This window comes from Streptomyces sp. MCA2 (assembly GCF_023544705.1).
Lineage (GTDB): Bacteria > Actinomycetota > Actinomycetes > Streptomycetales > Streptomycetaceae > Streptomyces > Streptomyces decoyicus.
Map to the genome: position 1 here is coordinate 101133 of NZ_JAMJFM010000015.1, position 12245 is coordinate 113377.

Genomic DNA, 12245 nt, shown 5'->3' on the forward strand with positions numbered 1-12245 from the left:
CGATGCCTGTGATGTGGCCGGGCCCAGCGCCCGCCAGCCGCCCCCTAATCCGTAAGACCAGTCCAGTGCCGCTCCGTGGCTCAACGCCGCGCCGACACAACGAGGTTGCCGTACCCATGCGCCACGCTGAAGGAGCTCGCGGTGAGTGCTGAAACGATGCTCGCCTTCGAGACCGACTGCCACATCTTTTCCGGGTGCGGCTTCCCTGCTCCCGGGCTTCATTCGTTCGTCTTCAAGCCGCTGTTCACCATCAACGGCTTCGAGTTCAACAAGGTCATGCTGCTGGCGCTGCTCAGCACCGTCGTGGTCGTGTGGTTCTTCTGGGCGGCGTTCGGCAAGGCCAAGGTGGTCCCGGGCAAGCTGCAGATGATCGGCGAAGCGGGTTATGACTTCGTGCGCCGCGGGATTGTCTACGACGCGCTCGGCAAGAAGGAGGGCGAGAAGTACGTCCCCTTCATGGTCTCGCTGTTCTTCTTCGTCTGGATCATGAATCTGTGGTCGATCGTGCCGATCGCCCAGTTCCCGGTGACCTCGATCATCGCGTTCCCCGCCGGCCTCGCCGCGATCGTCTACGTCACGTGGGTCACCCTGACCTTCAAGAGGCACGGCTTCGTCGGCGCGCTGAAGAACTTCAGCGGCTACGACAAGTCGCTCGGCGCGGTCCTGCCGATGCTGATCGTCATCGAGCTCCTCTCGAACCTGATCATCCGGCCCTTCACCCACGCGGTCCGGCTCTTCGCGAACATGTTCGCCGGTCACCTCCTGCTGCTGATGTTCACGATCGCCACCTGGTACCTGCTGAACGGATTCGGCGTGGTCTACGCCGGCGCCTCGTTCGTCATGACCATCCTGCTGACCGCGTTCGAGCTGTTCATCCAGGCCGTGCAGGCGTACGTCTTCGTGCTCCTGACCGCGAACTACCTCCAGGGCGCGCTCGCCGAGCACCACTGAGCCCCTGTTTCCCCAGCCCCTATAGACGCCCGGTGGCCAACCCCCACCGGTCCGTGAAAGAGAAGGAAGTAACGGCATGTCCGCTGCTCTCGAGACTGTCAACCTCGCCGCCGGCGTCACCGGCAACCTCGGCTCGATCGGTTACGGCCTCGCCGCGATCGGCCCCGGCGTCGGCGTCGGCATCATCTTCGGTAACGGCACCCAGGCCCTCGCCCGCCAGCCCGAGGCTGCCGGCCTGATCCGCACCAACCAGATCATGGGTTTCGCCTTCTGTGAGGCGCTCGCCCTGATCGGCATCGTCATGGGCTTCCTCTTCAAGGCCTGACGGACTGCTGCAATCACCGACAGACGGAAGGCATTGATGTGAACGCCCTGGGCTTCAACATGGCGGCGGAGGTTCCTGAGAACCCCCTGATCCCGCCGATTCCAGAGCTGGTCATCGGCCTGATCGCTTTCTTCATCGTTTTCGGCTTCCTGGCCAAGAAGCTCCTCCCGAACATCAACAAGGTTCTGGACGAGCGTCGGAAGCTGATCGAAGGCCGGATGGAGGACGCCGAGGCGACTCAGGCCGAGGCCCAGCAGGTGCTCGCGGACTACCGCGCGCAGCTGGCCGACGCCCGCCACGAGGCCGCGCGACTGCGCCAGGAGGCGCAGGAGCAGGGCGCGACTCTCATTGCTGAGATGCGCGCCGAGGGTCAGCGGCAGCGCGAGGAGATCATCGCTGCCGGTCACGCCCAGATCGAGGCGGACCGTAAGCAGGCCGCGCAGGCGCTGCGCCGGGACGTCGGCACGCTCGCCGTCGACCTGGCCGGCAAGATCGTCGGCGAGTCCCTCGAGGAGCACGCCCGGCAGAGCCGGACCATCGACCGCTTCCTCGACGAGGTCGAGGGCAAGGCGGCCGCGGGCTCGACGAAGGCTGAGGCCGGCCGATGAACGGAGCGAGCCGCGAGGCACTCGCCTCCACACGCGAGCGTTTCGACGCGCTGACGGACGACACCTCCGTCGACGCGGCGAAGCTCGCCGAGGAGCTGGCTGCCGTCACCGCTCTGCTCGACCGCGAGGTGTCGCTGCGTCGGGTTCTGACCGACCCGGCGCAGCCCGGCGAGGCGCGGGCCGAACTGGCCGGGCGGCTGCTGGGCAGCCAGGTCGGCGGCCCCGCCGTCGACCTGGTGCGCGGCATGGTCCGGTCCCGCTGGTCGCGCTCGCGCGACCTCACGGACGCGCTCGAGGAGCTGGCCTACAGCGCCGACCTCGTCGCCGCGCAGCGGGCCGGCCAGCTCGACGACGTCGAGGACGAGCTGTTCCGGTTCGGCCGGATCGTCAGCTCCAACGGCGAGCTGCGGCGTGCGCTGACCGACCGGAACGCGACGGTCGCGGCGAAGACGGAGCTGTTGCACACGCTGCTGGGCGGCCGGGCGAACCCGGTCACCGAGCGCGTCGTGATCCGCCTTGTCGTACAGCCGCGGGGTCGTAGCCTGGAGGCGGGGCTCGATGCCCTCTCCAAGCTGGCGGCGAGCCGCCGGGACCGGATGGTCGCGGTGGTCACCTCCGCGGTGCCCCTCAGCGAAGGGCAGCGGCAGCGCCTGGGCGCTTCCCTGGCGCAGCTGTACGGACGGCAGATCCACCTGAACCTCGACGTGGACCCCGAGGTCCTCGGCGGAGTGCAGGTCCGGATCGGCGACGAGGTCATCAACGGGACCATCGCGGAGCGCCTCGACGAGGCGGCCCGGCGGATGGCCGGCTGACCCAGCCACCAACTCAAGAGCTGCACAACCGGCGGTCAGGCGCCGGACCAGCCGGCCGGACCGAGAGGTCCGGCTGCGGTCCGGAAGAAGCCCCGGGGACCAGCACAAGCACGACGGCGGCCCGAGTTGGGCCGTAAGCGGAAACCCCCCGGGGGACAGACCCCCGGACACCCGCAAGTAACTTCGGGCCCAACAAGGAGAGCAGGGAACCCAGATGGCGGAGCTCACGATCCGGCCGGAGGAGATCCGGGACGCGCTGGAGAACTTCGTCCAGGCGTACAAGCCGGACGCGGCCTCGCGCGAGGAGGTCGGCACGGTCAGCGATGCCGGAGACGGCATCGCGCATGTCGAGGGCCTTCCCTCGGCGATGGCGAACGAACTGCTGAAGTTCGAGGACGGCACCCTCGGTCTTGCGCTGAACCTGGAAGAGCGCGAGATCGGTGCGGTCGTCCTCGGCGAGTTCAGCGGCATCGAGGAGGGCCAGCCGGTGCAGCGCACCGGTGAGGTGCTCTCGGTCGCCGTGGGCGAGGGCTACCTCGGCCGCGTCGTCGACCCGCTGGGCAACCCGATCGACGGCCTCGGCGAGATCGAGTCCGAGGGCCGCCGCGCCCTGGAGCTTCAGGCTCCGGGCGTCATGGTCCGTAAGTCGGTCCACGAGCCCATGGAGACCGGCTACAAGGCCGTCGACTCCATGGTGCCGATCGGCCGTGGCCAGCGTCAGCTGATCATCGGTGACCGCCAGACCGGCAAGACCGCCCTGGCCGTCGACACGATCATCAACCAGCGCGACAACTGGCGCACCGGCGACCCGAAGAAGCAGGTCCGCTGCATCTACGTCGCCATCGGCCAGAAGGGCTCCACCATCGCGTCCGTGCGCGGTGCGCTGGAGGAGGCCGGCGCCCTGGAGTACACCACCATCGTCGCCGCCCCGGCGTCCGACCCGGCGGGCTTCAAGTACCTGGCGCCCTACACCGGCTCGGCCATCGGCCAGCACTGGATGTACCAGGGCAAGCACGTCCTGATCATCTTCGATGACCTCTCGAAGCAGGCCGACGCCTACCGCGCCGTGTCGCTGCTGCTGCGCCGTCCGCCGGGCCGTGAGGCCTACCCGGGCGACGTCTTCTACCTGCACTCGCGTCTGCTGGAGCGCTGCGCCAAGCTCTCCGACGACATGGGCGCCGGCTCGATGACCGGTCTCCCGATCGTCGAGACCAAGGCGAACGACGTGTCGGCCTTCATTCCGACCAACGTCATCTCCATCACCGACGGCCAGTGCTTCCTGGAGTCCGACCTGTTCAACGCGGGCCAGCGCCCGGCGCTGAACGTCGGTATCTCCGTCTCCCGTGTCGGTGGCTCCGCCCAGCACAAGGCCATGAAGCAGGTCTCCGGCCGGCTTCGCGTGGACCTCGCCCAGTACCGCGAGCTGGAGGCGTTCGCCGCCTTCGGTTCCGACCTGGACGCGGCCTCCAAGGCGCAGCTGGAGCGCGGTAAGCGGATGACCGAGCTGCTCAAGCAGGGTCAGTACGCCCCGTACTCCACCGAGGACCAGGTCATCTCCATCTGGGCCGGTACCAACGGCAAGATGGACGACGTGCCGGTCGAGGACATCCGCCGCTTCGAGCGGGAGCTCCTGGACCACCTCCACCGGGAGAAGAAGGACCTGCTGACCAGCATCGTCGAGGGCGGCAAGATGTCCGACGACACCATCGGTGCGATCGCCGAGGCCGTCGAAGGCTTCAAGCGGCAGTTCGAGACCTCGGACGGCAAGCTGCTCGGCGAGGACGCCCCGGCCGGCACCAGCAAGTGACGACGGAAGGGACCTGATCCATGGGAGCCAAGCTCCGGGTCTACAAGCGTCGCATCCGCTCCGTCACCGCGACCAAGAAGATCACCAAGGCGATGGAGATGATCGCCGCCTCGCGCGTCGTCAAGGCGCAGCGCCAGGTGGCGGCGTCGACGCCGTACGCGAGTGAACTGACCCGCGCGGTGACGGCGGTTGCCACGGGCTCGAACACCAAGCACCCGCTGACGACCGAGGTGGAGCAGCCCACCCGGGCCGCGCTGCTGCTCATCACGAGCGACCGCGGTCTGGCCGGCGGCTACTCCTCCAATGTCATCAAGGCCGCGGAGCAGCTCACCGAGCGGCTCAAGGCCGAGGGCAAGGAGGTCGACGCCTACATCGTCGGGCGCAAGGGTGTGTCGTACTACAGCTTCCGCGAGCGCAAGGTCGTGGAGTCGTGGACCGGTTTCACCGACAGCCCGACGTACGCGGACGCCAAGGCGGTCGCCGCACCGCTGATCGAGGCCGTCCAGCGGGACACGGCCGAGGGCGGGGTGGACGAACTCCACATCGTCACCACCGAGTTCCTCTCGATGATGACGCAGACGGCGATCGACGACCGGCTGCTGCCGCTCAGCCTCGGCAAGGCGGAGGAGTCGGAGGAGCCGTCCAAGGGCGAGATCCTTCCGCTCTTCGAGTTCGAGCCGTCGGCCGAGGACGTCCTCGACGCCCTGCTTCCGCGGTATGTCGAGTCGCGGATCTACAACGCGCTTCTGCAGGCCGCCGCCTCCAAGCACGCCGCCACGCGTCGTGCGATGAAGTCGGCGACCGACAATGCGGAAGACCTCATCAAGTCGCTCTCGCGGCTTGCCAACGCGGCCCGACAGGCCGAAATCACCCAGGAAATCAGCGAGATCGTCGGTGGTGCCAGTGCTCTGGCCGACGCGACCGCGGGGAGTGACTGACCACTATGACCACCACTGTTGAAACGGCCACGGCAACGGGCCGCGTCGCCCGGGTCATCGGCCCGGTCGTCGACGTGGAGTTCCCCGTCGACGCCATGCCGGAGATCTACAACGCGCTGACCGTCGAGGTCGCCGACCCGGCCGAGCAGGGCAAGCTCAAGACGCTGACCCTCGAGGTCGCCCAGCACCTGGGCGAAGGCCTGGTCCGTGCGATCTCCATGCAGCCCACCGACGGTCTGGTCCGCCAGGCCGCGGTGACCGACACCGGCGCCGGGATCACCGTCCCGGTCGGCGACGTCACCAAGGGCAAGGTGTTCAACACCCTCGGCGAGATCCTGAACGTGGACCCGTCCACGGTCGAGGTCACCGAGCGCTGGCCCATCCACCGCAAGGCCCCGACCTTCGACCAGCTCGAGTCCAAGACCGAGATGTTCGAGACCGGCGTCAAGGTCATCGACCTGCTGACCCCGTACGTCAAGGGCGGCAAGATCGGTCTGTTCGGTGGTGCCGGTGTCGGCAAGACCGTTCTGATCCAGGAAATGATCTACCGCGTGGCCAACAACCACGACGGTGTGTCGGTGTTCGCCGGTGTCGGCGAGCGCACCCGTGAGGGCAACGACCTCATCGAGGAAATGACGGAGTCCGGCGTCATCGACAAGACCGCACTGGTCTTCGGTCAGATGGACGAGCCCCCGGGCACCCGTCTGCGCGTCGCCCTGGCCGGTCTGACCATGGCGGAGTACTTCCGCGATGTGCAGAAGCAGGACGTCCTCTTCTTCATCGACAACATCTTCCGGTACACCCAGGCGGGTTCCGAGGTGTCGACCCTGCTCGGCCGTATGCCCTCCGCGGTGGGTTACCAGCCGAACCTGGCCGACGAGATGGGTCTCCTCCAGGAGCGCATCACCTCGACCCGTGGTCACTCGATCACCTCGATGCAGGCGATCTACGTCCCCGCGGACGACCTGACCGACCCGGCGCCGGCCACCACCTTCGCCCACCTGGACGCGACGACCGTTCTGTCGCGTCCGATCTCGGAGAAGGGCATCTACCCGGCGGTCGACCCGCTGGACTCGACGTCCCGGATCCTGGACCCCCGCTACATCACGCAGGAGCACTACGACTGCGCCTCGCGCGTCAAGACGATCCTGCAGAAGTACAAGGACCTCCAGGACATCATCGCGATTCTGGGTATCGACGAGCTCGGCGAGGAGGACAAGCTCACCGTCCACCGCGCCCGTCGTATCGAGCGGTTCCTGTCGCAGAACACCCACGTGGCGAAGCAGTTCACCGGTGTCGACGGCTCGGACGTGCCGCTCGACGAGTCGATCACCGCGTTCAACGCGATCGCGGACGGCGACTACGACCACTTCCCCGAGCAGGCGTTCTTCATGTGCGGTGGCATCGAGGACCTGAAGGCCAATGCCAAGGAGCTGGGCGTCTCCTGACCCCGGTACCGGTCCCGGGGGCGGCCCTGGCCGCCCCCGGCCCGTACGACCACTAGTATTTGACCCAACATCTGCCGAGCCAGGCAGGTGGAGACCCGAGGAGCCATCGTGGCTGAGCTGCACGTCGAGTTGGTCGCCGCGGACCGTCAGGTCTGGTCCGGCGAGGCCAGCCTGGTCGTCGCGCGCACCTCGTCGGGCGACATCGGAGTCATGCCCGGACACCAGCCGCTGCTCGGCGTGCTGCAGTCGGGCCCGGTGACGATTCGTACGACCGGCGAGAGCGGGGACGGCACCGTCGTCGCCGCAGTGCACGGCGGCTTCATCTCTTTCGCCGACAACAAGCTGTCTCTGCTCGCAGAGGTGGCCGAACTGTCGGACGAGATCGATGTCCAGCGCGCGGAGCGGGCCCTGGAGCGAGCGAAGTCGGACGCTGACGCGGCCGCCGAGCGTCGCGCCGATGTCCGGCTGCGTGCGGTGACGGGCGTTCACTGAGCCCCGTCACCGACGAGATCGATCCTCAGCCGCGGGCTGCCCGGAGTTGTCCGGAGCGGCCCGCGGCTGAGGCAATGCAGGTGCGTTTCCCTCCCCCACGCCGGAACGACGCGGGGGCACCCCCACCGAGGCGAGGAGGTCGGTCGAGATGGTCCTCGCTCTGCTTGTGAGCGGCGCGGTCGTGGTACTGGTGCTGCTGGGGCTGTTCGTCTTCGGACTGAGGCGGCGGCTGATCCAGCGGTCCGGTGGCACCTTCGATTGCAGCCTGCGCTGGAACGTGCCGGAGAACGAGACCGGCGGCAAGGGCTGGATCTACGGTGTGGCCCGCTACAACGGCGACCGGATCGAATGGTTCCGGGTGTTCTCGTACGCGCCCCGGCCACGCCGTCTCCTGGAGCGCTCCGCCATCGAGGTCCTGGAGCGCCGCACCCCTCAGGGCGAGGAGGAGCTGGCGCTGCTCTCCGACTCCATCGTGCTGGCCTGCCGGCACCGTGGCACCCACCTGGAACTGGCGATGAGCGAGGACGCGCTCACCGGCTTCCTCGCCTGGCTGGAGGCGGCTCCGCCCGGACAGCGGGTGAACGTGGCCTGATCGCGCGGCCCGGGGGAACAACCCCCGAGCCCATTGCGTTCTGGCCCCGCAGGGGGGCTGTCCACCCCCTACGGGACGTGTTCGACGACGCCCTACGGGGCCGTCCACGTCCTACGGCCGGTCCATGTCCTACGGGCGGTCCACGTCCTACGGGCGGTTCAAGGACTACGGCTCCCGCCCACGCCCCCGCCCCCTAAGGCCCGTCCACCCCCAACTCCTGTGCCAGCACGGCCGCTTGCACCCGGCTGCGCAGGTCCAGCTTCGCCAGCAGCCTGCTGACGTGTGTTTTCACGGTGGCCTCCGCCATGGCCAGGCGGAGCGCGATATCGGCGTTCGACAGCCCCCGCCCCAGACACCCCAGTACCTCCCGCTCGCGTGGCGTCAGCGCGTCCAGGACCGCCGGATCCGGCGCCTCGCCCTCCCGGGCAGAACGCCGCACCGGCGTGCGCGGGCTCGCGAACTCCGCGATCAGCCGCCGGGTCACCGCCGGAGCGATCAGCCCCTCGCCGGACGCCACGGTGCGCACCGCGGTCAGCAGCGCGGCCGCGTCGCTGTCCTTGAGGAGAAAACCTGCCGCTCCCGCCCGTAGCGCCCCGAAGACGTATTCGTCCAGGTCGAAGGTGGTCAGCACCAGCACATCCGCCAGCTTCTCGGAGACCACCTGCCGGGTGGCGGAGACCCCGTCGAGGCGGGGCATCTGGATGTCCATGAGGACGAGGGCGGGTCGCAGCTCGCGGGCGAGCCGTACCGCCTCCTCACCGTCCTCCGCCTCCCCGACGACCTCGATGTCGGGGGCGGAGCGCAGGATGAGGACCAGCCCGGCCCGTACGGCGGACTGGTCCTCGGCGACGAGAACCCGGATCGGCTGCGCGTCGGCGCCTGTCATCGTTGCTCTTCCTCCTCGGCGGCGGGCAATGCTGCCCGCACCAGCCAGACTGTGCCGGCCGGCCCGCTCTCCGGGCCGGCCTCGAATGCTCCGCCCAGCAGGGCGATCCGCTCACGCATCCCGACCAGCCCCGTGCCGGAGCCGGGCGCACGGGGGCCGGGGCGGGCGGCGAACGGACTGCGGACGGCGACGGTGAGCGCCCCGCCGCGGTCATGGGCCAGGCGCACCAGCACCTCGCCGGGCGCGGCGTGCTTGAGGGCGTTGGTCAGCGACTCCTGGACGATGCGGTAGGCGGCCAGTTCCACGGGGGCCGCCGGTTCCGGCCCCGCCCCCGGGCCGTCCGGGTTCCGGGCGTCGTCCAGCACGAAGGTCAGTCCGCTGCTCCGGCCGCTCGTACGGGCCTGGTCGATCAGCGCGTCCAGTCCGTCGAGCGTGGGGGTCGCGGCGGGCTCCTCGTCCTCGTCGTCCGCCTTCGGGCTCCGCAACAGCCCGATGAGACGGCGCATTTCGGCCAGACCTTGCACGCTGTTCTCCCGGATCACCCCGAGCGCCTCGCGGGTCGCCGCGGGGTCGTCGATGGACTGGGCCGCGGTCGAATGGATCGCGATGGCGGACAGGTGGTTGGCGACCATGTCGTGCAGCTCCCGTGCCATCCGTGCCCGCTCGCCGGCCACCGCCTGCGTCCGGTCGATCTCGGCCAGCAGCGCGATCTGCTCGGCCCGCAGCTGGGCGGCCTGCGCGGCGTCGCGGTGGTTGCGGAGGATGATGCCGGTCCAGGCGGGGGTGATGGTGACCAGCGCGATGCCGATGATGGCCATGACGACCTGCGGGGTCTGCCAGACCGCGGTCAGTGCGATGGCCGCCAGGACCGTCACCAGGACGGAGTGCAGCGGGATCCGGCGGGCCGCGCCGGGCGGGCCGTAGAGCACCGCCGCGTAGACCACGTCCGTGAACATCAGGACGGTGGCGACCAGGGTGCCGGCGGAGATGTCCAGTGCCAGGGCCGGCACCGCGAGGCCCAGCGCCGCCATCGGGGCCGTACGGCGCATCAGTTCGGCCACCGACATGGCGGCGAGCGCGACCAGGGTGAGGGAGGGGGGCAGCCCCAGGAGCGAGGGACCGCCGTGCAGATTCAGCGCCCAGAGCAGCAGCCCGCCGAGCAGCCCGCCGCCCGCGATGAGCACATCGAGGCGGTGCGGCCGGCCGGGGGCGGCGAGGGATCTGGCGGTCACCCCTCCATCAAACACGGCGCCGGGGCCCGCTGCCTCCACGTCCGGGTCATCCCCGTACGGCGCGTGCTACATCGAAAGATGCAGTGCCGGATCATCGCGTGCGACGACGTGCCGGGCGGCGGCCGCTGGAAGGCTTGAGGTGTTCGGTGGAGAGACCTGAAAGGAGACAGCCGTGATCGTCGCCCTGATCATCGCCTGTGAGGTCGGTTTCTGGGTGCTGCTGGTCGCCGGTCTGGCGCTGCGCTACCTGGCCAAGATGCCGCGTACCGGAGCGGCGGTGCTCCTGATGGAGCCGTTGCTGGAGCTGATCTTGTTGATCGTCACGGCGGTCGACCTGAAGAACGGGGCCGCGGCGGACTGGAAACACGGCCTGGCCGCCGTCTATATCGGCTTCACGGTCGCCTATGGCCACTACACGATCAAGTGGGTCGACGGGCACTTCGCGCACCGCTTCGCGGGCGGCCCGCCCCCGGTCAAGCACTACGGCCTGGCCCGTGCCAAGCACGAGGGGAAGCTGTGGGTGCGCACGGTGCTGATGGCGGTGGTCGCGTGCGGGCTGCTCCAGGCCGCGATCTGGTACGTCGGTGACGGCGGCGACACCACGTCGCTGCACGAGTGGCAGGGCACCGCGCTGAAGATCGTCAGCATCCACGCGGTGATCGCGCTGACCTACCTCATCTGGCAGAAGAAGGACCCGGGCCGGACCGCCGCCGCCCCCGAGGAAGCGGCCCGGCCGGAGCAGAAGACGCTGCGCTAGGGCGACGGCGGCGAGGGCCGGTCTTTCGGAGCGCCCCCGGCCCGGCGGCAGGTCAGCGCTCTCCGCCCGGCACCCACAGCACGTCCCCGACCTCCTTGTTGGCCGTACGGGCCAGGATGAACAGGAGGTCGGAGAGGCGGTTGAGGTAGGTGGCGGTCAGCGGGTTCATGGTCTCGCCGTGCTCCTCGAAGGCGGCCCAGGTCGAGCGCTCCGCACGGCGGACGACCGTGCACGCCTGGTGCAGCAGCGCGGCGCCGGCCGTACCACCGGGGAGGATGAAGCTGCGCAGCTTCTCCAGCTCCGCCAGGAAGCGGTCGCAGTCCGCCTCCAGCTTGTCGATATAGCTCTGCTCGACGCGCAGCGGCGGGAATTCCGGGTTCTCCGCCACCGGCGTCGACAGGTCCGCGCCGACATCGAACAGGTCGTTCTGCACCCGCAGCAGCACCGCGGCGACGTCCTCGGGGAGCGAGCCGAGCGCCAGGGCCACGCCGATCGCCGCATTGGCCTCGTTGGCGTCCGCGTACGCCGAGATCCGCGGGTCGGTCTTGGCGGTGCGGCTCATGTCGCCGAGGGCGGTGGTGCCCTTGTCGCCGGTGCGGGTGTAGATGCGCGTCAGATTCACCATATGGGCGAGCCTACGCCGCGGACCTGCGGAAGGCCCGGGTGCAATAGGTCACGGACAGCGCGGCGAACGCGACCGCCACCAGCACGCCGTAGAGCATGGCCGAGGAGGCGTAGGCGCCGACGAACGCCGCGCGCACCGCGTCCACGAGGTAGCGGAACGGCATGAAGTGCGAGAGCACATCGAGCCACTTGGGCCCCAGTGCCATCGGCAGCATCAGCCCGGACAGCAGCATCGAGGGCATGGTGACGGCGTTGATGACCGGGCCGAACTCCTGCGGAGTACCGACCCTCAGCGCCAGCGCGTACGACAGCGAGGCCAGTGCCACGGTCAGCACGGCGACGAACGCCAGGCCGATGAGGATGCCGGGCAGCGGTGCGCGCAGCCCCATCACCAGCGCGGCCAGCACCAGCAGCACCGCCTGGAACACGAACAGCACGGCGTCCCGCAGCACCCGCCCCAGCAGCAGCGCCAGCCGGCTCACCGGCGTCACCCGCATCCGCTCCACCACCCCGTACTGCTTCTCGACGATGATGCCGAAACCGCAGAACGAGGCCCCGAACAGGCCGAGTTGGAGCAGCAGACCGGGCACCAGCACCTGCCAGGAGCTGCCGGACGAGGACAGCGGCAGATCGGTCAGCAGCGGGCCGAAGAAGAGCAGGTACAGCAGCGGCATCAGCACGCCGAACAGCATCTGGAGCCTGGAGCGCAGCGTCTGGCGGGCGTACCGCCCGAAGACCAGCGCGGTGTCGGAGAGGAACGGGGACAAGGAGGG

At 69.2% G+C, this 12245-nt stretch carries 14 protein-coding genes; 10 read left to right on the forward strand and 4 right to left on the reverse strand.

Annotated elements, in window-relative coordinates; translation table 11 throughout:
* The first annotated feature begins 156 nt into the window (after positions 1–156).
* From atpB to M8I34_RS15125, 9 genes are all read left to right on the forward strand, one after another.
* Positions 157–951: a F0F1 ATP synthase subunit A gene (gene atpB, locus M8I34_RS15085; protein ID WP_250050035.1), complete on the forward strand. Its 795-nt coding sequence runs from the start codon at positions 157–159 to the stop codon at positions 949–951.
* 76 nt (positions 952–1027) lie between these two features.
* A complete protein-coding gene (atpE, locus tag M8I34_RS15090; RefSeq protein WP_018087389.1) occupies positions 1028–1276 on the forward strand; it encodes an ATP synthase F0 subunit C in 249 nt (82 codons plus the stop codon).
* A gap of 38 nt (positions 1277–1314) precedes the next feature.
* A complete protein-coding gene (locus tag M8I34_RS15095) occupies positions 1315–1884 on the forward strand; it encodes a F0F1 ATP synthase subunit B (protein WP_030081257.1) in 570 nt (189 codons plus the stop codon).
* Complete coding sequence (locus M8I34_RS15100; protein ID WP_250049993.1) at positions 1881–2696, forward strand: F0F1 ATP synthase subunit delta; 816 nt, start codon at positions 1881–1883, stop codon at positions 2694–2696. The genes M8I34_RS15095 and M8I34_RS15100 overlap by 4 nt, the downstream gene beginning before the upstream one ends.
* Before the next feature lie 214 nt (positions 2697–2910).
* A complete protein-coding gene (gene atpA / locus M8I34_RS15105; protein WP_030081265.1) occupies positions 2911–4503 on the forward strand; it encodes a F0F1 ATP synthase subunit alpha in 1593 nt (530 codons plus the stop codon).
* A 20-nt stretch (positions 4504–4523) separates the two neighbouring features.
* A complete protein-coding gene (locus M8I34_RS15110; RefSeq protein WP_250049994.1) occupies positions 4524–5441 on the forward strand; it encodes a F0F1 ATP synthase subunit gamma in 918 nt (305 codons plus the stop codon).
* Between the two features lie 5 nt (positions 5442–5446).
* Positions 5447–6889, forward strand: coding sequence for a F0F1 ATP synthase subunit beta (atpD, locus tag M8I34_RS15115; RefSeq protein WP_250049995.1), 1443 nt, complete (start codon positions 5447–5449; stop codon positions 6887–6889).
* A gap of 108 nt (positions 6890–6997) precedes the next feature.
* The gene (locus tag M8I34_RS15120) at positions 6998–7381 is read left to right on the forward strand and encodes a F0F1 ATP synthase subunit epsilon (protein ID WP_030981912.1); all 384 of its coding nucleotides are present in this window, start codon (positions 6998–7000) and stop codon (positions 7379–7381) included.
* 148 nt (positions 7382–7529) lie between these two features.
* A complete protein-coding gene (locus tag M8I34_RS15125; protein ID WP_030981913.1) occupies positions 7530–7973 on the forward strand; it encodes a DUF2550 domain-containing protein in 444 nt (147 codons plus the stop codon).
* Positions 7974–8166: 193 nt separating this feature from the next.
* Here the strand turns inward: M8I34_RS15125 and M8I34_RS15130 are convergent, their stop codons facing one another.
* The gene (locus M8I34_RS15130) at positions 8167–8859 is read right to left on the reverse strand and encodes a response regulator transcription factor (RefSeq protein ID WP_250049996.1); all 693 of its coding nucleotides are present in this window, start codon (positions 8857–8859) and stop codon (positions 8167–8169) included.
* Positions 8856–10091 carry a sensor histidine kinase gene (locus tag M8I34_RS15135; protein WP_250049997.1) on the reverse strand — a complete coding sequence of 412 codons (1236 nt, stop codon included), beginning with the start codon at positions 10089–10091 and terminating at the stop codon, positions 8856–8858. Before M8I34_RS15135 ends, M8I34_RS15130 begins: the two co-directional genes overlap by 4 nt.
* 172 nt (positions 10092–10263) lie before the next feature.
* Between M8I34_RS15135 and M8I34_RS15140 the strand changes: the two genes are divergently transcribed.
* Complete coding sequence (locus M8I34_RS15140; protein WP_250049998.1) at positions 10264–10848, forward strand: hypothetical protein; 585 nt, start codon at positions 10264–10266, stop codon at positions 10846–10848.
* A 52-nt stretch (positions 10849–10900) separates the two neighbouring features.
* Here the strand turns inward: M8I34_RS15140 and M8I34_RS15145 are convergent, their stop codons facing one another.
* Positions 10901–11473 carry a cob(I)yrinic acid a,c-diamide adenosyltransferase gene (locus tag M8I34_RS15145; protein WP_250049999.1) on the reverse strand — a complete coding sequence of 191 codons (573 nt, stop codon included), beginning with the start codon at positions 11471–11473 and terminating at the stop codon, positions 10901–10903.
* A gap of 10 nt (positions 11474–11483) precedes the next feature.
* On the reverse strand, positions 11484–12239 hold the full coding sequence (locus tag M8I34_RS15150) for an ABC transporter permease (protein ID WP_250050000.1): 756 nt from the start codon (positions 12237–12239) through the stop codon (positions 11484–11486).
* Positions 12240–12245 lie beyond the last annotated feature (6 nt).

What these genes read in the sequence shown, in the direction of transcription:
- atpB (WP_250050035.1), top strand. Translation starts at nt 157, where the DNA reads ATGCTCGCCTTCGAGACCGACTGCCACATCTTTTCCGGGTGCGGCTTC.
- atpE (WP_018087389.1), top strand. Translation starts at nt 1,028, where the DNA reads ATGTCCGCTGCTCTCGAGACTGTCAACCTCGCCGCCGGCGTCACCGGC.
- M8I34_RS15100 (WP_250049993.1), top strand. Translation starts at nt 1,881, where the DNA reads ATGAACGGAGCGAGCCGCGAGGCACTCGCCTCCACACGCGAGCGTTTC.
- atpA (WP_030081265.1), top strand. Translation starts at nt 2,911, where the DNA reads ATGGCGGAGCTCACGATCCGGCCGGAGGAGATCCGGGACGCGCTGGAG.
- M8I34_RS15110 (WP_250049994.1), top strand. Translation starts at nt 4,524, where the DNA reads ATGGGAGCCAAGCTCCGGGTCTACAAGCGTCGCATCCGCTCCGTCACC.
- atpD (WP_250049995.1), top strand. Translation starts at nt 5,447, where the DNA reads ATGACCACCACTGTTGAAACGGCCACGGCAACGGGCCGCGTCGCCCGG.
- M8I34_RS15125 (WP_030981913.1), top strand. Translation starts at nt 7,530, where the DNA reads ATGGTCCTCGCTCTGCTTGTGAGCGGCGCGGTCGTGGTACTGGTGCTG.
- M8I34_RS15130 (WP_250049996.1), bottom strand. Translation starts at nt 8,859, where the DNA reads ATGACAGGCGCCGACGCGCAGCCGATCCGGGTTCTCGTCGCCGAGGAC.
- M8I34_RS15145 (WP_250049999.1), bottom strand. Translation starts at nt 11,473, where the DNA reads ATGGTGAATCTGACGCGCATCTACACCCGCACCGGCGACAAGGGCACC.